We start from the raw sequence: 23,169 nt of genomic DNA on the forward strand, positions 1-23,169 counted from the left end.
CCCGGCGGCCAGCAGGTCATCCGCCGATGCTCCGGCCGTCGGGAGCCGGCGGGCGGTCCTGCCGCTGCGCAGTCGGGCAGGTGCTCAGCGGCAGGATCTCACGGCTGCTCGTAGGTGAGGACCATCGTCGCCCGCGCGAGCGTGTGGAAGAACAGGTTGAAGCCGAGCACGGCGGGCGTGGTGTCGGCGTCGACGTCCAGCCGGTCGGTGTCGACCGCGTGCACCACCACGAAGTACCGGTGCGGGCCGTGCCCGGCCGGCGGAGCGGCGCCGACGTAGCCGGCGAAGCCGCCGTCGTTGCGCAGCTGGAGCGCCCCGTCGGGCAGCTGCGGGGAGTCCTTGTCGCCGGCGCCGGAGGACAGCTCGGTGACGGGGGCCGGGATGTTGGCGACGGCCCAGTGCCAGAAGCCGCTGGCGGTGGGGGCGTCGGGGTCGTACACGGTGACGGCGAAGCTCCTGGTGCCCTCGGGGAAGCCCGACCAGGACAGCTGCGGTGAGCGGTCCTCGCCGCCGGCGCCCATGACGCCGCTGACGTGCGGCATCGGCAGCACCTGCCCGTCGGTCACGTCGCTGCTGGTGACGTCGAAGCCCGGTACCTGCGGCAGGAAGTCGTACGGGTTCGGCGGGGTGGGCCGGTCGGCCATGGTGGTCGCCTCCTCGGTAGTGGTGGAACGGCTGGTCGGATGCGCGCGCCGTCCTCCGTCGGACCCTAGGCAGCCGAGGACGGCGGCGCCCGTCGACGGGGGCCGCCGCAGAGATACCCCGGGATGGGGGACCGCAGGTTCCGGAGACGTGGACCGGGCTCGTCGCCGGTAGCGTCGCACCGTGGCCACTCCGCGATCGGTCGGTCTCCCCGACGGCGTCCGTGCCTGCCTGTTCGACCTCGACGGCGTCCTCACCCGCACCGCGACGGTCCACATGGCGGCCTGGAAGCGCACCTTCGACGAGTTCCTGCGCTCGCGCGACCCCGGGGCGCCGGAGTTCTCGCAGGAGGACTACAACCTGCACGTCGACGGCAAGCCACGGGCCGACGGGGTGCGGGACTTCCTCGCCAGCCGGGGCATCACCCTGCCCGAGGGTGGCCCTGACGACCCGGCCGACGCCGCCACCGTCCAGGTGGTCGCGAGCCGGAAGAACGAGCTGGTGCTGGCCGAGCTCGACGAGCACGGGGTCGAGGTCTACGCGGGCTCGATCCGCTACCTGCGTGCCGTGCGGGACGCCGGGCTGGCGACGGCCGTGGTGACCGCCTCGGCCAACGGCGAGCACGTGATGCGGGCCGGTGGGTTCGCCGACCTGATCGACGTCCGGATCGACGGGGTCGTGGCCAAGCGCGACCAGCTGCGCGGCAAGCCCGCCCCCGACACGTTCCTCGCCGGTGCCCGAGCCCTCGGCGTCCCACCGGAGGAGGCGGTCGTGTTCGAGGACGCCCTCGCCGGGGTGGCCGCCGGACGGGCGGGTGCCTTCGCCTTCGTGGTCGGGGTCGACCGGGTCGGGCACGCCGGCGGACTCCGGGAGTCCGGCGCCGACGTCGTGGTGCAGGACCTCGCCGAGCTGCTGGGGGAGGAGGGCGGGTGACCGAGGGCCGGGCCTCGTTCCCCATCGAGCCCTGGGCGCTGACCGAGGTCGGGCTGGACCATGCCTCCCTCGCGGTGCACGAGTCGGTGTTCTCGCTGGCCAACGGGCACATCGGGATGCGCGGGTCGTTCGAGGAGGGCGAGCCGGTCGCCGTCCCCGGTACGTACCTCAACGGGTTCTACGAGCAGCGGCCGCTGCCCTACGCCGAGGTCGGCTACGGGTTCCCTGAGCAAGGCCAGACCGTCGTGAACGTGACCGACGGCAAGCTCATCCGGCTGCTCGTCAAGGACTCGCCGCTGGATCTGAACTACGGCGAGATCATCGACCACCGGCGGACTCTCGACCTGCGGGGCGGGGTCCTCCGCCGGGCCACGGAGTGGCGCTCCCCGGGCGGGCGGACGGTGCGGATCACCAGCACCCGGCTGGTCTCCCTGGTCCGCCGGTCGGTCGCGGCCATCCAGTACCAGGTCGAGGTCACCGACGACCTGGGTGACCTGTACGTGTCCCTGCAGTCGGACCTGCTGGCCAACGAGACCGCCGGCCAGAGCAGCGTCGACGGCGATCCCCGGGCGGCGGCCGCGCTGGCCGAGCCGCTGGAGTGCGAGCTGGCCGTCGGGCGTGGCCGGCGGGCGGTCCTCGTGCACCGCACCAAGCGCAGCCGGCTGCGAGTCGCCGCCGGCATGGACCACGTGATCGAGATCCCCGACACCAGCACCGAGGACCTCGAGGCCAGCGGTGACCTCGCCCGCTACGCCCTTGCCGCCCGCATCCCGCCGCACGGCGTGCTGACGCTGACCAAGTACCTCGCCTACGGCTGGTCCTCGCGCCGGTCGGCCCCGGCGGTGCGCGACCAGGTCGAGGGCGCTCTGGCCACCGCCAAGCTGGCCGGGTTCCAGCGCCTGCTGCGCGAGCAGCGCGAGCTGCTGGACCAGCACTGGGAGGACGCCGACGTCGAGATCGAGGGCGACGACGAGCTCCAACAGGCGGTACGGGTGGGCATGTTCCACCTGCTGCAGGCCGGCCTGCGCGGGGAGCGGCAGCCGATCCCGGCCAAGGGGCTCACCGGCCCCGGTTACGACGGCCACACCTTCTGGGACACCGAGACCTACGTGCTGCCGGTGCTGACCTACACCGCTCCGCAGGCGGTCCGGGACGCGTTGCGCTGGCGGCACTCGATCCTCGACAAGGCGCGGGAGCGCGCCCGCGTGCTGGGCATGCAGGGGGCGGCCTTCCCCTGGCGCACCATCCGCGGCGAGGAGACCTCCGGCTACTGGCCGGCGGGGACGGCGGCCTTCCACATCAACGCCGACATCGCCGACGCGGTCGTCCGCTACTTCAACGCCACCCTGGACGACGACTTCGACCGCGACTTCGGCACCGAACTGCTCGTCGAGACCGCCCGGCTGTGGGCCTCGCTCGGCCACTTCGACACCGAGCACGGGTTTCGCATCGACGGCGTGACCGGCCCGGACGAGTACACGGCCGTGGTCGACAACAACGTGTACACGAACCTGATGGCGCAGCGGAACCTGCGCGAGGCGGCCGCGGCGGCGCGCCGTCAGCCCGACGTGGCCGGCCGGCTCGAGGTGTCGGAGGACGAGGTGGAGACGTGGCTGCGCGCGGCCTCGCTGATGGCGGTGCCGTACGACACCCGGCGCGGGGTGCACATGCAGTCCGACGGCTTCACCCACCACGAGGAGTGGGACTTCGAGAACACCCCGCGCTCGGACTACCCGCTGCTCCTGCACTACCCGTACTTCGACATCTACCGCAAGCAGGTCACCAAGCAGGCCGACCTGGTGATGGCGCTGCACCTGCGGGGTGACGCCTTCACGCTCGAGGAGAAGATCGCCGATTTCGCCTACTACGAGGCCCGCACCACCCGGGACTCGTCGCTGTCGGCGAGCCAGCAGGCCGTGGTCGCCGCCGAGACCGGGCACCTGCAGCTCGCCTACGACTACTGGGCGGAGGTGGCGCTGACCGACCTGCAGAACCTGCACCTCAACTCCGGTCACGGCCTGCACATCGCCTCGCTGGCAGGCGCCTGGACCGTCGCCGTGGCCGGGTTCGGAGGGATGCGCGACCACAACGGGGAACTGGCGTTCGCCCCGCGGCTGCCCCCGCGGATCACCCGGCTCTGCTTCCGCATGGTCTACCGCGGGCGCAAGCTGACCGTGACGGTGGAGCCGGCACGGGCCACCTACCGGCTGGTCGACGGCGATCCGCTGGACATCCGCCACCACGGGCGGCAGGTGACCGTCGACCACGAGGACGTCGTGCTGGACATCCCCGCGCCGCCGGACGTCGAGCCGGTCTCCCAGCCACCGGGGTGCGAGCCCCGGCGGCGGACCCGGTCCCGGAGCACACCGGCCGTGCGTCCGTCGGCGAAGGACAGCGAGCGGCTCAGCTGATCAGCCAGCGGGCGCCCAGCGCGAGCGCCCCGACGTCGACGACGAGGAAGAAGCCGACCCAGAGCGCAGCCGGGAGACGGGTCAGGCGGGCGAGCTGGTCGGCGTCGGAGTCCGGTGCGGCCCGGCGGCGCCGGGCCCCGTGCAGCTCCAGCACCGCGCGCGGCGCGGCCAGCAGCAGGAACCAGGTGGCCACCGCCCCGAACAGCGCCTGGCCCGCCGGCGGCAGCCACCAGGTGGCCGCGAAGACGATCCCGCCGGTGGCCAGCACCGACCACAGGCCGTACCAGTTGCGGATCTGGACCAGCAGCAGCGCCAGGAGGGTCAGCAGAACCCAGAGCAGGCCGACGGCGTGGCCCGCGGCCAGGAGCGCGGCCGCGCCCAGGCCGAACAGTGCCGGCCCGGTGTAGCCGGCCGCGCAGGTGAGCACCATGCCGATCCCGGTGGGGCGGCCGGCGGAGACGGTCAGCCCGGAGGTGTCGGAGTGCAGCCTGATGCCGGCCAGCCGGCGGCCTACGGCTGCGGCCACCAGGCCGTGCGCGCCCTCGTGGGCGATCGTCACCACGTTGCGGGTCAGCCGCCACGCCGCGGGAGAGCCGACCAGGAGGGCCGCCGCGGCGGCGCTGCCCCAGAGCAGTGCGGGGGACAGGTCGGGGACCGTCGCGCTCACCTGCGCCCACCAGCGCTGCAGCCGATCCAGGGTGTTCCCTCCTCGCGCCCGCGCCTCGCCGCTCAGGGGCGAACGGGACGGTCCGCATCCGGTGGCCATCACTGCGAATATCGACCGTTATCCCTAACATTAAAGTAAATAAAAGACGCTGTTGCAGCCGGCACGCCCACTACCGAAAAAACCGCAGCAACACCACGGGATCAGTTGCCGGGCTTGACCGCCTTGCCGCGTTCACGTTCGGCGTCGTCGGCCTCGTAGACGCCCGGTGTCGCCGTCGCGGTCCCGCCGTCGTCGGCGCCGGGGGTGACCGGCGCGTCGATGAGGTCGTCCGGCCCGGGGGAGGGGGTGCCCCCCGGCTCGCCCCTGTGGTCGGTGTCCGGTCGCGCCTCGCTCATCGGTCCTCCTGGTCTCGGTCTGCTCGCTCCGAGGGGCGCTACCCGCCGGGCGGCGCGGGAACCGGCGGACCGGTCACAGCTGCTGGGTCAGGTTCACCGCGTTGCCATCGGGTTCGGTGACGTGAGCGACTCGCTGCCCCCAGGCATGTCGTTCGACCCGGACGGCGCGGTACCGCCGAGACCGGCGACGCGGGGAGGAGTGCGTCGACGTCGGGCACCTCGACGCTGAGCAGCACCCGGCCCGGGAAGCCCGTCCTGACCGCGGAGTCGGCCGTGAGCCCGAGCTCGGAGGTCCCCAGGCGCAGCCCGAGGTAGAACAGCGGGCCCTCCTCGGGGAAGCGGTCGGTCTCCTGCGCGTCGAGCAGGCCGACGTAAAAGAAGCGCAGCCGCTCGATGTCCGGGGTGACCAGGATGGGTTGCACGGTGGCGGGCATGCACGGCTCCGGGGAAGGGATGGCCGATCGGTCCTGCCGGTTTCGACCGTCCGGGCCGCCGGGAGTGAGCGGTCAGTCCTGACGGGTGAACAGCCAGCGGGCGAAGACGGCGTCCTGGTAGAGCTCCGTGCACCACAGGACGGAGAGCCGGAAGGTTCCCGGCGGCACGACCAGGATCGGGCTGGCGTCGGTGGCGGCGTCGTCGTCCAGCCGGTCCGACGACGGCGTGGGGCCGGGGGACTCGGGAAGGAGGAAGGCGCCGTCCTCGCCTGTCCCGTCCAGCGCCGCGCTGATGAACGCCAGCCGGCCGCTGGGCACCGTCACCAGGTCGCCGAGCTGGTCGTCGGCCGCCGGGAACCGCAGGGCGGCGTCGAGCGTGCCGCGGTAGTCACCGGCGCTGGCCTGCACGACGGCGACGCTGCCGTCCTCGCCCCGGAAGACCTCCAGCCACCCCTCGTCACCGACCTCCGGGTCGGTGAGGACGACGGCCGCGGTGCTCCGATCCCAGCGGGATGCCGGTCAGTTGGTAGTCCAGCTGCGGCACCAGGGCCTCGTAGGCCTGGTCGGAGAGGCCGCGCCAGGCGGGGAGCAGGTCGCCGTCCAGGGCGAGGAAGGGCTCGCCGTTGGTCCAGCAGCGGCCGACGTGCGTCCAGGCGGGTGGCATGCCGCCATCCTCCCGGAGCGGCTCAGCCCGCGTCGGCCGCGACGATCTTCTGCAGCGCGCGGACGTGACCGCGGTAGGCGCGGGTGCCCTCCGGCGTGAGGGGCGTTTCCGTATTGGAAGCAGTAGCGCCGAGTCTTCTGCACGGAATCCATCACCGCACCGGACCTCCGCCAGGCCCCTTGACTTAGTCCGACCTAGTCAAGACGATGATCCGGTGACGCGGACCGTGAACGTGCACGAGGCGAAGACGCACCTGTCCCGGCTGCTGGAGGCGGTCGAGGCGGGAGAGGACGTCGTCATCGCGCGGGCCGGCAAGCCGGTCGCCCGATTGGTGTCCGCCACCGTGCGGACCGCGCCGCGCACCCCCGGGTCATGGCGGGGGTGCGGCTTCGTCGCCGACGACTTCGACGAGACGCCCGAAGACCTGATCACCGCCTTCCACGGTGACATCAACCCGTGACCCTGTTGCTGGACACGCACGTCCTGCTGTGGTGGATGTTCGACGACGACCGGCTGACATCGGCGATGCGGGAAGCGATCTCCGACCCCGCGACATCGGTCGCGGTGTCGGCGGTCTCCGCCTGGGAGCTGGCGATCAAGGCGGCGCTCGGAAAGCTGGCGATCCCGGATGACCTGACCGAGGAGATCCAGCGACAGGGCTTCGCCGCCATCCCGGTAACCGTGGAGGACGGTGTGGCGGCCGGCGCGCTACCGCGACACCATGCCAATCCTTTCGACCGGATGCTGATCGCTCAGGCTCTGCGACGGGGGCTTGTTCTCGTGACGGCGGATCGACGTTTCGCCGACTACGACGTCCCGACTCTGGCCTAGTAGTCGGACGGTCGGAGGGGGACTCCAGAGGGGCTTCTCATCGATGAGTTGACATAACGTTGATTATCGGCGCGCAGCCACGAGTGCGGGAAAGGGGTTGTCGATCTTGGCGGACTCGCTGATCGCTGTGCCGAACCGGCGGGCGTTCACGAGTCACCGCCACCGTCCTCGTCGCCGCACCGCGCCATGCCGTCCGCGACGATCTCCGCAACGGCCGGTCCGACCGTGGCCGCGACGGCGGATGGCCACCGGTGACCTCGCCCGCCGGTGTGCGACTCCCCCGTCATGATCATCGACGATCACGATCGTCCGTGCCCGCCGCCGGGCGCCGGATCGTCGTCCGGGCGACCCGTGGTGCATGGCGGGAATCTCCGGAGGTAGCTCTGCCCTACAGGCTGGGGCTACCCTCGATACGTCACTGTGACGCAACCAGTGCCGTGCCCGTCGTTCGACGGGCGGTCGACCGTCGCCGTTCGTAGGGTCGCACCATGAGAACCCGACGGCCGTTCGCCGCACTGATGACCTCGCTGGCTCTGTTCGGCGGAGCTGCATCGCTGACCGCCTGCGGTGACCCGGCCGGGCTGGACCGCAACGACGGCTCGACCGACGACGTGGTCGAGACGGCCGACCCGGAGGAGGCGGACCGGGAGAACCTGCCGGACGTCAGCAACAAGGAGCCCGGGAGCGACACCGACGACGACACCCAGGACCCGGACTGAGCGCAGCGGCTCAGCTGGAGCGTTCGGTGACCCACAGCCGGTCCAGCCGGCCGGTCGAGTGCACCAGATCGGCCAGCGAACGCTCCAACTCGGCCTTGGTCGGCCGCTCCTGGAGCAGGGTCTGGACGTCCTCGAGTGCGCAGCGCAGCTGGAACAGCCGGTCCTGCAGCCCGTCGAGCTCCGCCCGGGACACCAGGACGACGTCGCCCGGCAGCCCCGCCTTGGCGGTCGCCGACCGCTGCTCGTAGGCCCGTTGCCGGCACGCCTGGCCGCAGTACAGGCGGGGACGGCCCACCGACCCCTGCTGCGGAAGGACACGGCGGCACCACCCGCAGCGCCGCTCGTCGTCACTCCCCCGGCTGGGGAGAGGAACGAGGGGTGCCGAGGTGACGCTCCCGGACGCGTGCTGCTGTGCCACGACTGCGCACGCTAGACGCCGCCGCCGACAGCTTCTGGTGACACGCCAGGACAACCGCACGGAAGGTGCGAGATGACCCATCCCTCCCCGGAGGACCTCTCCCCGGTTTTCGATGCGCTCAGTGAGGAGGGGCTCCGCGCCGCCGGCAGCCTCAAGTGGACCAGGTACGCCGGGGCCCTGGGCGCCTTCGTGGCCGAGATGGACTTCGGGACGGCGCCGGTGGTCACCCGCGCGCTGATCGCTGCGGTGGAGGCCGGCCGCTTGGGCTACCTCACACCCGTTGCCGCCACCGACATGGCCCGGGCCTGCGCGCGGTGGCAGTTCGACCGGTACGGCTGGGCGGTCCCGCCTGAGTGGGTGACCCCGTTGCCCGACGTCCTGGCCGGGCTCCAGGCCGCCATCGAGCACTTCACTCCCGCCGGGAGCCCGGTCGTCCTGCCCACGCCCGCCTACATGCCCTTCCTCAACGTCCCCGGCCTCCTGGGCCGCGAGCTGATCGAGGTCCCGATGGTGCGGCGCGACGGCCGCCCGACCTACGACCTGGACGGGATCGCGCGCGCGTTCGACCAGGGCGGCCGGTTGTTCGTGCACTGCAATCCGCACAATCCCACGGGGCGCGTGTTCAGCACGGCCGAGCAGCTCGAGCTGGCCGACGTCGTCGACCGCTCCGGCGCGCGGGTGTTCTCCGACGAGATCCACGCACCGCTTGTCCTGCCGGGAGCGGTGCACCGCCCCTACGCCTCGCTCGGCCCGGTCCCCGCGGGCCACACCGTCACGGCGACGTCGGCGTCGAAGGCGTGGAACCTGCCGGGCCTGAAGGCCGCCCAGCTGATCGTGTCCGCCGCCGCCGACGCCGAGCACTGGGCGCGGGTCGGCTTCCTCGCCGGGCACGGAGCCGCCACCCCCGGCGTGCTCGCAGCCACCGTCGCCTACGCCGAGGGTGGGCCGTGGCTGGACGGGGTGCTCGGCTACCTGGCCGGCAACCGCCGGCTCCTGGCCGAGCTGCTGGCCCAGCAGATCCCGGCCATCGGGTTCGCACCCCCTGAGGGCACCTACCTGGCCTGGCTGGACTGCCGCGAGCTGGGCCTGGCCGGGCGCGCCGGCGACTTCTTCCTGGAGCAGGCGGGGGTAGCCCTGGTCGACGGCGCCGACTGCGGCGCCCCGGGCCACGTGCGGCTGAACTTCGCGACGTCGCGGCCGCTGCTCACCGCCATGGTCGAGCGGATGGCCGCGGCGCTGGGACGGTCCTGACAGGGCCCCGCACGGGTCCGGTGCGCTGCCACTAGCGTGAACGCGTGCCTGCCGCGCGGTTCGCCTTCCTGGACGCGCCGACGCCGTTGGCCATGGCGCACCGGGGCGGCGCCATCGAGCACCTGGAGAACACCATGCCGGCCTTCCAGGCCTGCGTGGACCTGGGTTACCGCTACCTGGAGACCGATGTCCAGGTCACCGCCGACGGCGTGCTCGTGGCCTTCCACGATCCCACCCTGGAGCGGATCACCGACGGCACCGGGCGGATCGACGGGCTCACGTGGGCGCAGGTGTCCGAGGCCCGCATCGGCGGCCGGGAGCCGATCGTGCGCCTGGAGGACCTGCTGGCCGCCTGGCCCGACGTCTGCTTCAACCTCGACATCAAGGCGGCCGGCGTGCTGGCTCCGCTGGTGCGCCTCACCCGCCGCATGGCGGTGACCGACCGGATCTGCCTCGGGTCCTTCTCCGACGCACGGATCGCCGCGGCCCGGCGGCTGTTCGGCCCCACCGTGTGCACCTCGCTCGGGCCGCGCGGGGTCGCTGCGCTGCGGCTGTCGTCCTACTCCCCGCGCGCCGCCGGCCTGGTGCGCATCTCGGCCGGGTGTGCGCAGGTCCCCCTGCAACTCGGTGGCCGGGCACTGGTCGACGAGCGGTTCGTGGCCGCCGCCCACGCCCGTGGTCTGCAGGTGCACGTGTGGACCGTGGACGACCCGGTCGAGGCCGAGGCAATGCTCGATCTCGGCGTCGACGGGATCATGACCGACCGGCCGGCCATGCTGCGCGAACTGCTGGAGAAGCGCGGCCAGTGGACGCCGCGGTGAGCATCGGCGCGCGGCTGCGCCGCTGGCACCCGCGCACTCCGCCGCTGCCGCAGGACCTCGCCGACCTCGTCCGGGCCGGGGATCCGGAGTGGTTCGCCCGCGAGCTGGCGATCGCCGTCGCGCCGCCGTGGTGGGTGTGGACTCACCTGCTGCGCCGCTTCTCCTGGGTGGTGGGCATCTTCGGCCGGGTGGAGGTGACCGGCAGCATCCCCGAGGAGCTGCGCCGCGGGCCGCTGCTGCTGGCCGCCAACCACATCGGCGACTTCGATCCGTTCGTCATCGCCGTCGCTCTGCACAGGCTGGGTGTGGCGCCGCGGATCATGACCACCGGCGGGATCATCTCCGCACCCGTGGCCGGTGCACTCCTCGAGCGCACCGGCGCCATCCGGGTGGAGCGGGGCACGGAGCTGGCCCGGCACGCGGTGCGGGTGACCGAGGTGGCGCTGGTCCACGGCGGGCACGTCGTCGCCTATCCGGAGGGGCGGGTGGGCCTGGCGCCGGACTTCTGGCCCGAGCGCGGGCGCACCGGCATGGCTCGGCTGGCCCTCGGGCTGCGGGTCCCGGTGATCCCGGTGAGCCAGTGGGGGGCGCACGAGGTGCTGCAGTACGGCAACGACTGGGGAAAGCTGCGCACGCTCTTGCGGGCCGTCGTGCGGCGTCCGGCGCTGCGGGTCCACGTCGGCCCGCCCGTCGTCTTCGACGACCTGCAGATGGGCCGGGTCGGGGACGCCAACCGGGCGCGCATGCGCATCGCCGCAGCGTTGACCCGCGGCCTGCGCCCGCTGCGCGCCGACGAGCTGGACGCCCCGGCCTTCCGCGACCCGACGCGCCCGACGACGGCCGTCGCCGCGTTCCCCGGCGGGATCGTTCCGGACGACATCCCGTGACGGGGTCGCCCCGGTACTGGACCGGGCCGGAACGGACTGGAAATCTGCCGCGGTGACCACTGCCCCGCCCGCCACCGGTCCGTCGGTGCCGCCGGTCGATCGCGCGCTCCGGCGCGAGCGCTTCGGCTGGTACTCCTACGACTGGGCGATGTCGGTCTTCAACACCTCGGTGACGACCGTCTTCCTGGCGCCCTACCTGACCTCGATCGCCGAGGCCGCCGCGGACGCCGACGGTCGCATCCACCCGCTGGGGATCAGCGTCCCGGCGGGGAGCTTCTTCGGCTACGTCCTGTCGCTGTCGGTGCTCCTGCAGGTGCTGGTCCTCCCCCTCACCGGCGCGATCGCCGACCGGAGCGGCCGCAAGCGCCAGCTCCTGGCCGGGTTCGCCACCCTGGGCTCGCTGTGCACGATGGCGATGTTCTTCGTCGCCGACGACCGGTACCTCCTCGGCGCCTCGCTGTTCATCGTGGCCAACCTCTGCTTCGGCGCCGCGACGGTCGTCTACTACTCGTGGCTGCCCGACCTCGCCGGCCCCGACGAGCGGGACAAGGTCTCCAGCCGCGGCTGGGCCTTCGGCTACCTCGGCGGGGCGCTGCTCCTCGCGCTGAGCCTGGCCCTGTTCACCCAGCACGAGAGCCTCGGCCTGACCGAGGGCGAGGCGGTGCGGATCTCCCTGGCCTCGGCCGGCGTCTGGTGGGCGGGCTTCACCGTCGTCAGCGTCACGCTGCTGCGCAACCGCCGGCCCCAGCACGTCGTCCCGGCCGGCCGGTCGAGGGGCGCGCTGTCCGGTGGATTCCGGCAGTTGGGCGCCACGCTCAAGGACCTGCGCCGCTACCGCCTCACGCTCTGGTTCCTGGTGGCCTACCTGCTCTACAACGACGGCATCCAGACCGTCATCGGCGTCTCTGCCCAGTACGGCGCCGAGCAGCTGGAGCTGAGCCAGACGACGCTGGTCTCGGCGATCCTGCTGGTGCAGGTCGTGGCGTTCCTCGGGGCACTGGCTCTGGGCCGGACGGCAGCGCTGATCGGGGCCAAGCGGACCGTGCTGGGGGCCCTGGTCGTCTGGACCGGCGTGCTCGTCGCCGCCTACTTCCTGCAGACCGGGGCCGCCGTCCAGTTCTACGTGCTGGCGTCGGTGATCGGGTTCGTCCTGGGCGGTAGCCAGGCGCTGTCCCGGTCGATGTTCAGCCAGCTGATCCCGCCCGGCAAGGAGGCCGAGTACTTCGGTCTCTACGAGATCAGCGACCGCGGCACCAGTTGGCTCGGGCCGTTCCTGTTCGCCCTGACCTACCAGCTGACCGACTCCTACCGGTACGCCATCTTCAGCCTGATCTTCTTCTTCGTCGCCGGCTTCTACCTGCTCGCCAAGCTCGATCTGCGCCAGGCGATCGTCGAAGCCGGCAACACCCCACCGGAGCGCGTGTGACCGCGGTCGAATCAGGGTCCCCGACCACTCCTCAGCCGCTGTCGTTCCCGGCCGCGGTGCCGGCGTCCGGGGACCGGCGCCGGCACCCCGCTCCGGCGCACCTGCGGTTCTTCCACGGGCCGATGGACTGCGGGAAGTCGACGCTGGCGCTGCAGGTGGACCACAACCACAGCCGGCAGGGTCGGCACGGCCTGCTGGTCACCCAGGGCGACCGCTCCGCCGCGCCGCAGATCAGCTCCCGCGTCGGGCTGTGCCGCGACGCCATCGACATCGACGGGGGTACCGATCTGCGGCTGCTCGTCCGGGACCGGTGGGCGGACGGCCACCGGGTGGACTACCTGATCGTCGACGAGGCGCAGTTCCTCTCCCCCGGCCAGGTGGACCAGCTCGCCGAGCTCGTGGACGAGTCGCACGTCGACGTCTACGCGTTCGGGCTGACGACCGACTTCCGCACCCGGCTGTTCCCGGGCACCCAGCGGCTGCTGGAGGTGGCCGACGACGTCCAGCGCATCCAGGTCGAGGTGCTGTGCTGGTGCGGCCTGCCCGGGCTGCTCAACGCCCGCGTCGTCGACGGCGTCATGGTGCGCTCGGGGAAGACCGTCGTCGTCGCCGACACCGCCCCTGCCGAACTGCCCGGGAAAGCCCCCGGCCCCTCCCCCGCCGTCCGGTACCAGGTGCTGTGCCGACGGCACTATGCGCGGGGTGAACTGGGGCCCACGGCGGCCGGGCCAGGGCAGCTGGCCCTGCCCTGAGCCGCGCTCTCACCCGTGCGAGGGGCGCTGACAGCCAAGATCCCACCCCATGCGATGATGAGCAGCCGATTCGGCGGAATCTCTCCGCCTTTTTCGTCGTTTATCTCTCTGACTCCCCGATCAGCTGGGTAAGGCCCTGGCGATCGGACGTCGAGTCCCGACCGACACAAGACGAGAGGACGGTGTGCCATGGGTGAGCGTTCCTTGCGCGGCAGCCGACTGGGCAGCGTCAGCTACGAGACCGAGCGGAACACCGCTCCCATTGAGCGGCAGTACGCGGAGTACCGGTGCGCTTCCGGCCACCTGTTCACGGTGCCCTTCGCCGACGACGCGGAGCTCCCCGACACGTGGGAGTGCAAGTTCGACGGCGGCGTGGCGAAGCTGATCGGCGGGGCCGAGCCGGCGCCCAAGAAGGTGAAGCCCCCGCGGACCCACTGGGACATGCTGCTCGAGCGTCGCAGCGTGGAGGATCTCGAGGAGGTCCTCGCCGAGCGCCTCGAGGTGCTCCGCGGCCGGCGTACGCGCGCCAGCTGAACCCAGCACCACAGCGGACGGCCCCGGTGGAACCCCCACCGGGGCCGTTCGGCGTCTGCGGTCAGTCCCGCGGGCGATCCCTCGTCGGGCCGTCGACGATCTCGCCCTCGACCACCAGGTGCTCCCCGGTCCCGGCGCTCCCGAACGGGCCGGCCGGCGGCACGTGCCCGCTGCGGGTGCTGCCGACCCGGACCGGGCCGCGCACGTGATCAGGCAGCCGGGCGAGGACGACCCGTGACAGCACCCGGCGCAGCAGCCCGCGCGTGCCGGGCAGCAGGCACAGCAGGCCCAGCAGGTCGCCGATGAACCCGGGCAGCACCATCAGCAGGCCGCCGACGGCGGCCAGGCCGGCGTCACCGAGTTCCTTCCCGGGCGCCTGCCGCGACGCGGCCCGCGCCCGGAGGTCGGTCAGCGCACGCCGGCCCTGCCGGGCCAGCAGGATCCAGCCGAGCGCGCTGGTGGCCAGCATGGCGAGGACCGTCCAGCCCACCCCGATCCAGGCGGCCACGAGCACGAAGACGACCAGTTCGGCCAGCGCGGTCGACCCGACGACCAGGCGCAGCCGCCGGCGCAGCAGGTCAGCCACGACGATCCCTCCTCCGGGGCCGGAGCCCCTTCTCGGCCCGGCGGTGGTCCCGCCGGCTGTGGGTCACTGCCCGGGCTCCTCGGCCGGGCGGGGCAGCGGCGGCGGCACCCGGCTCGGCAGCCAGCCGGCCAGCCGGTCCTGCACCCCCCACACCGTCACCCGTACCCACGCCTCTCCAACGATCGAGCCGCTCATCTTGCTCCGGCCGAGGACGCGCTCGGAGAAGGTGATCGGTACCTCGGTGACCCGGGCGCCGGCACGAAGATCGCGGGTTCGAACAGCTCCGATGAGCGGACGACGCTGCCGTCGGGCGCCACGATCGCGGAGATGCCGCTGGTCGCGGCGACCGCCACCGTCCGGCCGTACTCGACGGCGCGCAGCCGGCTCATCGCCAGCTGCTGGGCGCTCTCGTCGGTGTAGCCGAACGTCGCGTTGTTGGTCTGGACGACGAGCATGCCGGCGCCCGCGTCCACGACGTCGCGGACCAGGTCGTCGTAGACCACCTCGAAGCAGATCAGGTCGCCCAGCCGGATGCCGCCCACCTCGAGCAGGCCCTCCTCGTCGCCCGCGGCGAAGTCCCGGCGGACCAGGTCGACCTTCTCGCTGAAGAAGCGGAAGAAGTCCCGCGCCGGCACGTACTCGGCGAAGGGCACGGGGTGCCGCTTGACGTAGGTGTCGCCCGCGCCGTCCTCCGGCGTCCAGACGATCGCGGTGTTGCTGATGTACTCCCCCGGGCCGTCGACGACGGCCCCGACCAGGATCGGCGCGTCGACGGCGTCGGCGGCCCGCTGGATCTGCGTGGCGGCGTCGGCGTTGGTGTAGGGGTCGATGTCGGAGCTGTTCTCCGGCCACAGGACGACGTCGGGCTGCGGCCGCTCCCCCGCTGCCACGTCGTCGGCCAGCCGCAGGGTCTGCCGGACGTGGTTGTCCAGCACGGCGCGGCGCTGGGCGTTGAAGTCCAGGCCTGCGCGGGGGACGTCGCCCTGGATGACCGCGACGGTGGCGGTCGGCCCGCCCGCGGTCAACGAGGCACCGGGCAGCGGCAGCCAGGCCAGTGCGCCGATCAGCGGCACGGCCAGCACGGCGGCGACCAGCCGCAGCGCCGGACGGCCGGCGCCGCCCCGCTCCCCCGCCGGACCGCCGGCGGCACGCCGGGACCGCCCGAGGGCTAGCGCGGCGGCGGCCAGCAGGGTGCCCACGAGGGCGACGGCGAAGCTGACCAGGGGCACGCCGCCATAGGCGGCCAGCGCGAGCAGCGGTCCCTCGCTCTGGGAGAACCCGAGCCGGCCCCACGGGAAGCCACCGAAGGGGAACCGGCCCCGGATCGCCTCGTCGGCGACCCAGAGCGCCGCGACCCACACCGGCCACGCCGGCAGCCGCCAGGTGAGCGCGGTCGCACCCCCGAGCAGCGCCAGGAAGAGCGCCTGGCTGACCGCGAGCGCCAGCCACGGGAACGCGCCGACGTAGATGCCGGTCCAGGAGAGCAGTGGCACGAAGAACGCCAGCCCCATGACCAGGCCCAGCCAGAGCCCGGTGCGCACCCGGACCCCCCGGACCGCCACGGCCAGCGCGGCCGGCCCCAGGACGGCGAGGGCGGTCAGGTCGTGGCCGGGGAAGGACAGGAACATCGCCAGCCCACCGGCGGCGGCGAGCAGCGTGCGCCACGGCGCCCGCAGCGGGCGTCGCCCACCCGCGCCGGGGTGCGCCGTGGATCCCGGCGTGCCGGGGCCCGGCGACCGCGCGAGCGTGCCCGTCGCCGGCCCACCATCGCCTACGGGCACGCAGAGCCTCCGCGAGATGCCGGCGCCCCGAGGGGCGGAACGTCCCCGCACCGCTCGGGCAGGGTCCGGACCGGCGGATTCGCGCGGTCCTGACCCAGCATCCCATTCCGGCCCGGCGGGTGAGCGGGCCTTGCCCCATCCCACCCGTCCGGGCTCCGGATCTCCCGCACGGGTCGCGCCGGCGGTCGCCGCACGCGGGCGACGCACCTTCGGGCCGGACGGCTCCTCGCTGGCGGCGAGGGGCGAGACCGTTGTCTGATGGCGCGGGTCGGCGTGGGCTCCGCCGGGATGCCCGCCTCCGGGTCCGCCGGCGGCGCACCCGTCCCCCACGACCCGGAGGCACGGACGGCGGCTGCCGGCCGCGCCGGCCGGGGGGCCTGGCGCGCCTGCCGGGAGTGCACGTCGGCGGTGCGTCCGGTCAGGAACTGCAGGCACTGTAAGAACGACGGCGGCCCGGAATCGAGATCCCGGGGGCTACGAGTCACAGTGTGATCGGATCGTTACTGATCGTTGCCTTGTCGCCGCGGTCCCGGCCGGCTCACGCACGGCCCAGCGGGACGCCGTCCACGACCAGCAGCCGGCACTCCGGCCGCGACCGGTCGGCGAGAACCCGGGACAGCCCTTCCCCGGTCTCCCACAGGGCGAGGTCGGCCGGCGCACCGACGGCGAGCGGGCCCGCGGGGTGCTCGGCGCGGGCGGCGAACCAGCCGCCGTGGGTGGCGGCGTCGAATGCGTCGAACGGGCGCAGGCCGGAGCCGGGCGTGCGGTGGTCGACGGCGGCGTGCACGCCTCCCCACGGGTCCAGCGGCGTGACCGGTGCGTCGCTGCCCAGCGCCAGCGCGACGCCGCTGTCGGCGAGGTCGGCGAACGGGTTGGTGGCCAGGGCGCGCGCCACGCCCAGCCGCTCGGCGTACATGCCGGCGTCTCCACCCCAGGCGGCGTCGAAGGCCGGCTGGACGCTGGCCACCATGTGCCAGTCGCTCATCCGGCCCACCACCTGGGCCGAGGGCATCTCCAGGTGTTCGAGGCGGTGCCGGCAGGCGCGGACGGCGGCGATCCCCAGCTCGGCGACGACCGCGGCCACCGCGTCCAGCACCTGGGCGACGGCGGCGTCGCCGATGCAGTGGAAGCCGGCCTGGATCCCGGCCACCGTGCAGGCCCGCACGTGCGCCACCAGCGATGCCGTCTCGAACCGCAGCGCGCCGGACGTGTCGCCCCGGTCGTCGTAGGGGGTGCTGAGGGCCGCGGTGTGCGAGCCGAGCGCGCCGTCGCAGAAGAGGTCTCCCCCGGCGCCGGCCAGCCCGAGCTCACGGACCAGCTCGAGGCCACCGCGCTCGGAGAGCTCGCCCCAGTAGCCGAGCACCCGCGGGCCGGGCTCCGCACCGGCCAGGCGCAGCAGCTCACCGAGGTCGTCGGCCGAGGAGACCTCGGGTCCGGCCATCTCGTGCAGGGTGCCGATGCCCAGCGCGGCGGCGGCCGCCCGGGAGGCCCGCTGGGCGGAGCGGCGCTGGGCGGGCCCGACCGCGCCGTAGGCCGCCTGGCGGGCGACGTGGTGGGCGTCCAGGCGCAGCCTGCCGTCGGGCGAGAAGCCCGGTAGGTCGGTGATCCCCGGGACGAGGTCCAGCAGTGCGGTCGAGACCGTCGCGGAGTGGACGTCGACGCGCGCGAGGTAGACCGGCCGGCTCCCGGCCACCGCGTCGAGGTCGGCGCGGGTGAGACCGCGGCGCTCCGGCCAGCCGGTCTCGTCCCAGCCGGTGCCCAGGAGGATGCCGGCAGGGGTCGCTGCGACGTGTGCCCGCAACGACGCGAGCGCGTCGGCAAGGCTCAGGCTCGAGTGGAGGTCGAGACCGGTGAGTGCCAGCCCGGCCGCGGTGGCGTGCACGTGGGCGTCGACGAAGGCGGGTGTGAGCAGCGCCCCCTCTCCCCCGATCACCCGGCCGGCAGCCGGCGCATCGGCGGCCGCACCCAGCCAGGAGATCCGGCCGTCCACGACGTGCACCGCCCTGCCCGGCCGGTCGCCGATGGTCACGTCGGTGAGCAGCAGCGATCCGCGCACCTGCGCGTCCCCATCGGAACCGCACATCCGCCGCCGTCCTCCCGGGTCGTGGCCCCGCCCGGGGACGGCGGTGCTCCGGCACAGCAGACCACGGTCGACGCGCGCGCTTCCCGGCGGCCGGCGTCGTGCTCCCCGCTGCTGTCGCTGTACCCGGCGACGCACCGTCTCGCCCGGGTGGCCGCCGCACCACGGCGACGGTAGGCAGGAGCGATGGACGTGGTCGAGCAGGTGCGCACCGGGCGGCTACGGCTCCGACCCTGGACGACCGGCGCCGCGGACCTCGCCCGGCTGGCCGACGTCTACGGCCGGGACGAGGTGACCCGGTGGCTGGGCGGCGGTCCGTCCGTGCCCCCCGCCGAGCTCGTCGCCCGCTGGTCTGCGGTGCACCAGCTCGACTCCCGCTTCCTCTGCTGGGCCATCGAGCGGCCCGACGGCGTGCCGGCCGGGACGGTGCTGCTCAAGCCGCTGCCGAACGGGGTCGGGGAGGTGGAGGTCGGCTGGCACCTGCACCCCGACTCGTGGGGCGGCGGCTACGCCACCGAAGCCGCGCGGGCGGTGGTGGACCGGGCGTTCGGGCTCGGCCTGCCGGAGGTCTACGCCGTCGTACGACCCGGCAACGAGCGGTCGATGGCGGTCTGCAGGCGGCTGGGGATGACACCGCTGGGCCGGATGACCCGGTGGTACGACGTCGAGCTCGAAGCGTTCCGGCTCATGGCCCCCGTCGTGGTGGAGTGAGCTTCAGCGGCGCCGCAGCAGGCCGCTGATCCGGCGGCCCAGCGTCCGCTTGGTGGTCCGCGTCTCCCGCCCGGCGGCACGCACCGAGTCGGCGGCGGCCGCCTCGGACGGCGTGGGGGCGGTTCCCCCGAGGTGGGCCGGCTGCCACCACCGGTCGTCGTCGCCGGCCGGCTGGTCGGGGTAGCTGCGCTGGGCCTCGTCCAGCAGCGTCTCCATGGCGGTGCGCACGCGCGCCAGGACTGCAGGGATCTGCTCGCCGGGCTCGGCGATGATGGGCTCGCCGAAGACGATCGTCACCGGAACGCCGCGACGCAGCTCGACCTTGTGGTTCTTCGTGGCCACCCGGTGGCCACCCCACACCGCGGCCGGGATGATCGGCACACCGGAGTCGATCGCCATGCGCGCCGCGCCGGCCTTGAGCTCCTTCACCGTGAAGCTGGTGCTGATCGTCGCCTCGGGGAAGACGCCGACGACCTCGCCGTCCTTCAGCGCGCGCACGGCGGCCTCGAAGGCGGCGGAACCGGCCTTCCGGTCGACCGGGATGTGCTTCATGGCCCGCATGAACGGGCCGGCGAGCCAGTGGTCGAACACCGCTGCCTTCGCCATGAACCGCACCAGTCGGTGCTGGGGCAGCGCACCGAGGCCGAGGAAGGTGAAGTCGAAGAAGCTGACGTGGTTGCTGCAGATGATCGCGCCGCCGGCCGCGGGGACGTGCTCGGATCCGCGGACGTCGAACCGGAAGCGCAGGAGCCGGAAGACCACCAGCGCGATCCGGATGACGAACCGGTAGGGCTTGTCCCGGGGGTCGGGTGAGGCACCGAACAGCCCCGGACGGACGACGTCACGCCAGCTCGCGGTGTACATGCGCGGAATCTAGCTGCTGGCCCCGACGGCCGCCCGGGGGTCCCCTTCCGTGGTGGCGGCGACCGCGGCGCGGACCACGGCGGTGAGGTCGCCGGTGTCCTGGCGCACGCGGCGCTGGAGATCGGCGCCGGTGCCCCGGGACAGCAGGGCCGCCACCCCGTCGGAGACGCGCTCCTCGTCACCTGCGTCGGCGAGTGCGGGGCGGACGTGCTCGAGGAGATCGGTGAGGACGGCGGCGGCCGCGACCGGGCGGCCGGTGCGCGGGTGGACGAGGTCCCCGGACAGACCGGACCGCCCCGCCCGCCAGGCGGCCAGGCGGAGGATCTCCGGCCGCATCTCCGGCACCGCTCCCCCGTCGCGTGCGTCCCGGGCGGCCGTCTCGACCAGACCCCGCACCAGGCCGGCCAGCGTGACGGCGTCCTCCACCCTGAGCGCGACGTCGGCCGAACGCACCTCGACGGTCGGCCAGCGCGCCGAGAGCCGGGCGTCGAAATAGACCATGCCGGCGTCCAGGACCGTCCCGGTCTGCAGCATGGCGTCGACGAGCCGGTGGTAGTCCGCGGCGTCGGCGAATGGCCCGGTGGGGCCGGCCGAGGGCCACCGCTGCCACACCTGCGACCGGAAGCTGGCGTAGGCGGTGTCCTGCCCCTGCCAGTACGGCGAGTTGGCGGTCATCGCGGTGAGCACCGGCAGCCAGAGCCGGATCCGGTTGAGGACGGCCACGCCCTCCTCGTCGTCGGCGACCGAGACGTGCACGTGGCAGCCGCAGGTGAGCACGTCGCGGGCGGTCTGGCCGAAGTCGTCCACCAACCGCCCGTAGCGCTCGCCCGCCGTCGTGACCGGATCGACGGCGACCGGAGAGGTGGCGAGCGCCGCGATCCGTGCTCCGGCGGCGAGCGCGGCGGCGTCGGCGCGCTCGCGCCAGTGACGTAGCTGGGCATCCACCTCGGCGAGCGTCTCGCAGACCGGCGTCCCCAGTTCGACCTGCTGCGCCTTGAGCTCGGGTGCCAGGTGGGCCGTCTCCGGGGCGGCGTCGGCATCTCCCCGGTCGGCGCGGTCGTGCTGCTCGACGTCCTCCCCGTCACCGCGCCGTGCGGCGACGGCCAGCGCCTCGGGGCCCTCGGGTACGGGCACACCGTCGGCATCGACGACCAGCAGTTCTTCCTCGACGCCCATGGTCCGCATCGGACCCATCATGCGGGCCGAGATGTCCCCGCGCAGCGCCGGCAGCGGTTGTGCGGCTTGGCGTCGGCGATTGGCGCCCGGAGGGCGCCTTTGGTTGGCAACGGCAGGTGACGACAGTTAAAATTTGTATTATTGTTGGGGATAACGGTAGATTGGTGTCATGCCACGTGCCTGGCAGCAGTCGCTGCCCGCCATGCCGCCGATCCCACCGGCCCGTGCCTGGGCGCGGCTCTCCGCGCCTCCCGGCTACGACGTGCAGTGGCGGCGGCTGGCCGATGCGGCCCTGGAGCTGGGGCTCGGTCCGGAGGATGTGGCGGGTGTGGGCCTGGACGTCATCGCCGGTGCCCGCGGCTGGAAGCCGGCGACCGTGGCGCTGTACAGCAAGGTCGCCCGCTACGGCGGCCTCGCGCTGCCTCTCCCTGCCACGCCGGAGCCGGATCCGCCGGCGCTGGACCTGCGGCCGCTCACCCAGCTGCGCGGTGACGACCCCGAGCACCTCCGCTCCGCGGCCTGGTGCGCCCTCGCGCTGAGGTGGCCCGCCCCGGTGGGGATGTTCCGGTCCCTGCGCCGGGACCAGGTGCGGGCCACGGCGCGCCGGTTGCTGATCTCCAGCGACGACGGCGACTGGGCGGTGCCCGGTGCCAACACCGCCTGGCACGCGTGGGAGGCGGCACGCAACCGGTATCCCGCGCTGGCGGCCAGCCCCTGGGTGCTGCCGGCGCTGCGCCGCGGCCCGGGGCTGGAGTCCCGGATCGGTGGACGGCTCTCCAACCAGGCGCTGCAGGTCACGTTCACCAAGCACGCGCGGAACACGGTGCGCGAGCTGCGGGCGGCGGCCCCGCCGTCCCGCCGGGACGCCGTCGAGGAGCTGGCCGCCGCCTACCGGACGCTCTCCTACGACTCCTACCGCCGGCTGGCGCTGGCCGCGGGCGCTCCGCCGGTGGCCGCGCGCGGCGTGGTCCGGGCGAATCGGGCCACGGCCCGGGCCGCCCGCGAGGCCGGCTGACCGGTCCTCACAGCAGGGTCAGCTGCTCCGGTCCACCGGTGTCCTCGGGCGCGACCCCGGCCGGGCGCGGCGGGTCAGGCGGCCGGATGCCGGGCAAGCCGCCCGTCGGGAGGCTGCCGTCGGGGAACCCGACCCCCTCGTCGCCGGGCACCGCGGTGGCGACCGGACGGTCGATTTGCCGTGCGGCGCCCCCGGAACGGCGGTCCAGACCGTGCCGCGCCAGCAGCGGGGCCACCCGCCGCGACAGCCAGCTGCGGTACTCCGCCGGCACGTAGGCCCGGCGGGCGTACAACCGCTCGTAGCGCGGCACCAGCCCGGGGTGGGCGCCGGCCAGCCAGGCCATGAACCACTCCCGTGCACCCGGGCGCAGGTGCAGCGGGATGACGGTGACCCCGGTCGCGCCGGCGGTCGCGATGGCGCCGAGAGCCGCGTCCAGGCTCGCCTCGTCGTCGGTGAGTCCGGGCAGGACCGGGGCCAGGAATACCCCGCACCGCAGGCCGGCGTCGGCCAGGGTGCGGACGAGGTCGAGCCGGGCGCGCGGCGTGGGCACACCGGGCTCCAGACCCGCGTGCAGTGCGTCGTCCCAGATCGCCATGGAGATACCGAGCCCGACCGGCACCTGGCGCGAGGCCTCGGCCAGCAGCGACACGTCCCGGCGCAGCAGGGTGCCTTTCGTCAGGATCGAGAAGGGCGTGCCGGAGTCGGCGAGGGCGCGGATGACGCCCGGCATCAGCCGGTACCGCCCCTCCGCGCGCTGGTACGGGTCGGTGTTCGTGCCCAGGGCCACGTGCTCGCGCCGCCACGTCGGCCGGGTGAGCTCCTTGCCCAGCACGTCGGCGAGATTCGTCTTGACCACGACCTGCGTGTCGAAGTCGCGGCCGGAGTCGAACTCGAGCCATTCGTGGGTCCGGCGCGCATAGCAGTAGAGGCACGAATGACTGCACCCCCGGTACGGATTGATCGTGTACGGGAACGGCACGGCCGAATCGCCGGGCACCTTGTTGAGGGCGCTGCGCGCCCGCACCTCGTGGAAGGTCAGCCCCGGGAACTCCGGCACCTGCACGCTGCGCAGCAGACCGCGGATCGACGGCATGCCCGGCAGCGCCGAGGGGTCCTCGACGTCGATCCGCTGGGCCTCCCACCGCACGACAGCTATCCGAACACATGTTCG

27 protein-coding genes are annotated in these 23,169 nt (G+C 73.6%); 13 read left to right on the forward strand and 14 right to left on the reverse strand.

Translation table 11 applies throughout. The features are described 5' to 3' along the window. Positions 1–98: 98 nt before the first annotated feature. Positions 99–644, reverse strand: a complete 546-nt coding sequence (locus tag BLASA_RS11890) for a YbhB/YbcL family Raf kinase inhibitor-like protein (RefSeq protein ID WP_014376389.1) — start codon at positions 642–644, stop codon at positions 99–101. Between the two features lie 181 nt (positions 645–825). Between BLASA_RS11890 and BLASA_RS11895 the strand changes: the two genes are divergently transcribed. Both BLASA_RS11895 and BLASA_RS11900 read left to right on the forward strand, forming a co-directional pair. Then, the gene (locus tag BLASA_RS11895; RefSeq protein WP_014376390.1) at positions 826–1,575 is read left to right on the forward strand and encodes an HAD family hydrolase; all 750 of its coding nucleotides are present in this window, start codon (positions 826–828) and stop codon (positions 1,573–1,575) included. Further along, complete coding sequence (locus tag BLASA_RS11900) at positions 1,572–3,986, forward strand: glycoside hydrolase family 65 protein (protein ID WP_014376391.1); 2,415 nt, start codon at positions 1,572–1,574, stop codon at positions 3,984–3,986. The genes BLASA_RS11895 and BLASA_RS11900 overlap by 4 nt, the downstream gene beginning before the upstream one ends. Here the strand turns inward: BLASA_RS11900 and BLASA_RS11905 are convergent. The 5 genes from BLASA_RS11905 to BLASA_RS23460 all read right to left on the reverse strand — a co-directional run bounded on the left by BLASA_RS11905 (position 3,979) and on the right by BLASA_RS23460 (position 6,146). After that, the gene (locus BLASA_RS11905; RefSeq protein ID WP_014376392.1) at positions 3,979–4,653 is read right to left on the reverse strand and encodes a M50 family metallopeptidase; all 675 of its coding nucleotides are present in this window, start codon (positions 4,651–4,653) and stop codon (positions 3,979–3,981) included. The two genes, BLASA_RS11900 and BLASA_RS11905, sit on opposite strands and share 8 nt — an antisense overlap. A 200-nt stretch (positions 4,654–4,853) precedes the next feature. Further along, positions 4,854–5,048 carry a hypothetical protein gene (locus BLASA_RS11910; RefSeq protein WP_014376393.1) on the reverse strand — a complete coding sequence of 65 codons (195 nt, stop codon included), beginning with the start codon at positions 5,046–5,048 and terminating at the stop codon, positions 4,854–4,856. A gap of 38 nt (positions 5,049–5,086) precedes the next feature. Further along, positions 5,087–5,482 (reverse strand): hypothetical protein, encoded by a 396-nt coding sequence (locus BLASA_RS11915; RefSeq protein WP_014376394.1) that lies wholly within the window; start codon positions 5,480–5,482, stop codon positions 5,087–5,089. A 72-nt stretch (positions 5,483–5,554) separates the two neighbouring features. Then, on the reverse strand, positions 5,555–5,890 hold the full coding sequence (locus tag BLASA_RS23455; RefSeq protein WP_014376395.1) for a hypothetical protein: 336 nt from the start codon (positions 5,888–5,890) through the stop codon (positions 5,555–5,557). Between the two features lie 49 nt (positions 5,891–5,939). Continuing rightward, a complete protein-coding gene (locus BLASA_RS23460) occupies positions 5,940–6,146 on the reverse strand; it encodes a hypothetical protein (protein ID WP_014376396.1) in 207 nt (68 codons plus the stop codon). A gap of 214 nt (positions 6,147–6,360) precedes the next feature. Here BLASA_RS23460 and BLASA_RS25945 point away from each other — a divergent pair, with 214 nt between their 5' ends. The 3 genes from BLASA_RS25945 (at position 6,361) to BLASA_RS11935 (ending at position 7,696) form a co-directional block, all read left to right on the forward strand. Beyond that, positions 6,361–6,606 (forward strand): type II toxin-antitoxin system Phd/YefM family antitoxin, encoded by a 246-nt coding sequence (locus BLASA_RS25945; protein ID WP_014376397.1) that lies wholly within the window; start codon positions 6,361–6,363, stop codon positions 6,604–6,606. Beyond that, positions 6,603–6,977 carry a type II toxin-antitoxin system VapC family toxin gene (locus BLASA_RS11930; protein WP_014376398.1) on the forward strand — a complete coding sequence of 125 codons (375 nt, stop codon included), beginning with the start codon at positions 6,603–6,605 and terminating at the stop codon, positions 6,975–6,977. The genes BLASA_RS25945 and BLASA_RS11930 overlap by 4 nt, the downstream gene beginning before the upstream one ends. Before the next feature lie 488 nt (positions 6,978–7,465). After that, complete coding sequence (locus tag BLASA_RS11935; RefSeq protein WP_014376399.1) at positions 7,466–7,696, forward strand: hypothetical protein; 231 nt, start codon at positions 7,466–7,468, stop codon at positions 7,694–7,696. 10 nt (positions 7,697–7,706) lie between these two features. Here BLASA_RS11935 and BLASA_RS11940 read toward each other — a convergent pair whose 3' ends face one another. Beyond that, positions 7,707–7,991, reverse strand: coding sequence for a hypothetical protein (locus BLASA_RS11940; protein ID WP_014376400.1), 285 nt, complete (start codon positions 7,989–7,991; stop codon positions 7,707–7,709). A 195-nt stretch (positions 7,992–8,186) separates the two neighbouring features. Here BLASA_RS11940 and BLASA_RS11945 point away from each other — a divergent pair, with 195 nt between their 5' ends. The 6 genes from BLASA_RS11945 to BLASA_RS11970 all read left to right on the forward strand — a co-directional run bounded on the left by BLASA_RS11945 (position 8,187) and on the right by BLASA_RS11970 (position 13,785). Then, positions 8,187–9,365: a MalY/PatB family protein gene (locus BLASA_RS11945; protein ID WP_014376401.1), complete on the forward strand. Its 1,179-nt coding sequence runs from the start codon at positions 8,187–8,189 to the stop codon at positions 9,363–9,365. A 44-nt stretch (positions 9,366–9,409) separates the two neighbouring features. Further along, positions 9,410–10,186 carry a glycerophosphodiester phosphodiesterase gene (locus tag BLASA_RS11950; RefSeq protein ID WP_014376402.1) on the forward strand — a complete coding sequence of 259 codons (777 nt, stop codon included), beginning with the start codon at positions 9,410–9,412 and terminating at the stop codon, positions 10,184–10,186. Next, the gene (locus BLASA_RS11955; RefSeq protein WP_014376403.1) at positions 10,183–11,073 is read left to right on the forward strand and encodes a lysophospholipid acyltransferase family protein; all 891 of its coding nucleotides are present in this window, start codon (positions 10,183–10,185) and stop codon (positions 11,071–11,073) included. Before BLASA_RS11950 ends, BLASA_RS11955 begins: the two co-directional genes overlap by 4 nt. Before the next feature lie 52 nt (positions 11,074–11,125). Continuing rightward, entirely contained in the window at positions 11,126–12,499 is a 1,374-nt protein-coding gene (locus BLASA_RS11960; protein WP_014376404.1) for an MFS transporter, read from the forward strand. Continuing rightward, the gene (locus BLASA_RS11965) at positions 12,496–13,251 is read left to right on the forward strand and encodes a thymidine kinase (protein ID WP_014376405.1); all 756 of its coding nucleotides are present in this window, start codon (positions 12,496–12,498) and stop codon (positions 13,249–13,251) included. Before BLASA_RS11960 ends, BLASA_RS11965 begins: the two co-directional genes overlap by 4 nt. A 189-nt stretch (positions 13,252–13,440) precedes the next feature. Further along, entirely contained in the window at positions 13,441–13,785 is a 345-nt protein-coding gene (locus BLASA_RS11970; protein WP_014376406.1) for an RNA polymerase-binding protein RbpA, read from the forward strand. Positions 13,786–13,846: 61 nt separating this feature from the next. On the opposite strand, the gene BLASA_RS11975 is transcribed toward BLASA_RS11970, so the two are convergent. From BLASA_RS11975 to BLASA_RS11985, 4 genes are all read right to left on the reverse strand, one after another. Further along, entirely contained in the window at positions 13,847–14,371 is a 525-nt protein-coding gene (locus tag BLASA_RS11975) for an FxsA family protein (protein ID WP_014376407.1), read from the reverse strand. A 63-nt stretch (positions 14,372–14,434) separates the two neighbouring features. Continuing rightward, positions 14,435–14,566 carry a hypothetical protein gene (locus BLASA_RS26285; RefSeq protein ID WP_014376408.1) on the reverse strand — a complete coding sequence of 44 codons (132 nt, stop codon included), beginning with the start codon at positions 14,564–14,566 and terminating at the stop codon, positions 14,435–14,437. Continuing rightward, entirely contained in the window at positions 14,563–16,152 is a 1,590-nt protein-coding gene (gene lnt / locus BLASA_RS11980; protein WP_014376409.1) for an apolipoprotein N-acyltransferase, read from the reverse strand. Before lnt ends, BLASA_RS26285 begins: the two co-directional genes overlap by 4 nt. A 538-nt stretch (positions 16,153–16,690) precedes the next feature. Beyond that, positions 16,691–18,235 (reverse strand): amidohydrolase, encoded by a 1,545-nt coding sequence (locus BLASA_RS11985; protein ID WP_014376411.1) that lies wholly within the window; start codon positions 18,233–18,235, stop codon positions 16,691–16,693. A 183-nt stretch (positions 18,236–18,418) separates the two neighbouring features. Here BLASA_RS11985 and BLASA_RS11990 point away from each other — a divergent pair, with 183 nt between their 5' ends. Continuing rightward, complete coding sequence (locus BLASA_RS11990) at positions 18,419–18,943, forward strand: GNAT family N-acetyltransferase (RefSeq protein ID WP_014376412.1); 525 nt, start codon at positions 18,419–18,421, stop codon at positions 18,941–18,943. A gap of 3 nt (positions 18,944–18,946) precedes the next feature. Here the strand turns inward: BLASA_RS11990 and BLASA_RS11995 are convergent, their stop codons facing one another. Further along, positions 18,947–19,807, reverse strand: a complete 861-nt coding sequence (locus BLASA_RS11995) for a lysophospholipid acyltransferase family protein (protein ID WP_014376413.1) — start codon at positions 19,805–19,807, stop codon at positions 18,947–18,949. Positions 19,808–19,816: 9 nt separating this feature from the next. Beyond that, entirely contained in the window at positions 19,817–20,992 is a 1,176-nt protein-coding gene (locus BLASA_RS12000) for a carboxylate-amine ligase (RefSeq protein ID WP_014376414.1), read from the reverse strand. Positions 20,993–21,152: 160 nt separating this feature from the next. Here BLASA_RS12000 and BLASA_RS12005 point away from each other — a divergent pair, with 160 nt between their 5' ends. Continuing rightward, on the forward strand, positions 21,153–21,998 hold the full coding sequence (locus BLASA_RS12005) for a hypothetical protein (protein WP_014376415.1): 846 nt from the start codon (positions 21,153–21,155) through the stop codon (positions 21,996–21,998). Between the two features lie 7 nt (positions 21,999–22,005). Here BLASA_RS12005 and BLASA_RS12010 read toward each other — a convergent pair whose 3' ends face one another. Continuing rightward, positions 22,006–23,145 (reverse strand): Rv2578c family radical SAM protein, encoded by a 1,140-nt coding sequence (locus tag BLASA_RS12010; protein ID WP_014376416.1) that lies wholly within the window; start codon positions 23,143–23,145, stop codon positions 22,006–22,008. Positions 23,146–23,169 lie beyond the last annotated feature (24 nt).

The organism is Blastococcus saxobsidens DD2, from assembly GCF_000284015.1.
Lineage (GTDB): Bacteria > Actinomycetota > Actinomycetes > Mycobacteriales > Geodermatophilaceae > Blastococcus > Blastococcus saxobsidens_A.

Bases quoted from the DNA above. Each gene is read 5' to 3' on its own strand.
- BLASA_RS11890 (WP_014376389.1), bottom strand. From the start codon at position 644: ATGGCCGACCGGCCCACCCCGCCGAACCCGTACGACTTCCTGCCGCAG.
- BLASA_RS11910 (WP_014376393.1), bottom strand. From the start codon at position 5,048: ATGAGCGAGGCGCGACCGGACACCGACCACAGGGGCGAGCCGGGGGGC.
- BLASA_RS11915 (WP_014376394.1), bottom strand. From the start codon at position 5,482: ATGCCCGCCACCGTGCAACCCATCCTGGTCACCCCGGACATCGAGCGG.
- BLASA_RS23460 (WP_014376396.1), bottom strand. From the start codon at position 6,146: ATGCCACCCGCCTGGACGCACGTCGGCCGCTGCTGGACCAACGGCGAG.
- BLASA_RS11935 (WP_014376399.1), top strand. From the start codon at position 7,466: ATGAGAACCCGACGGCCGTTCGCCGCACTGATGACCTCGCTGGCTCTG.
- BLASA_RS11945 (WP_014376401.1), top strand. From the start codon at position 8,187: ATGACCCATCCCTCCCCGGAGGACCTCTCCCCGGTTTTCGATGCGCTC.
- BLASA_RS11970 (WP_014376406.1), top strand. From the start codon at position 13,441: ATGGGTGAGCGTTCCTTGCGCGGCAGCCGACTGGGCAGCGTCAGCTAC.
- BLASA_RS26285 (WP_014376408.1), bottom strand. From the start codon at position 14,566: ATGAGCGGCTCGATCGTTGGAGAGGCGTGGGTACGGGTGACGGTGTGG.
- BLASA_RS11985 (WP_014376411.1), bottom strand. From the start codon at position 18,235: ATGTGCGGTTCCGATGGGGACGCGCAGGTGCGCGGATCGCTGCTGCTC.
- BLASA_RS11990 (WP_014376412.1), top strand. From the start codon at position 18,419: ATGGACGTGGTCGAGCAGGTGCGCACCGGGCGGCTACGGCTCCGACCC.
- BLASA_RS11995 (WP_014376413.1), bottom strand. From the start codon at position 19,807: ATGTACACCGCGAGCTGGCGTGACGTCGTCCGTCCGGGGCTGTTCGGT.
- BLASA_RS12000 (WP_014376414.1), bottom strand. From the start codon at position 20,992: ATGCGGACCATGGGCGTCGAGGAAGAACTGCTGGTCGTCGATGCCGAC.
- BLASA_RS12005 (WP_014376415.1), top strand. From the start codon at position 21,153: ATGCCACGTGCCTGGCAGCAGTCGCTGCCCGCCATGCCGCCGATCCCA.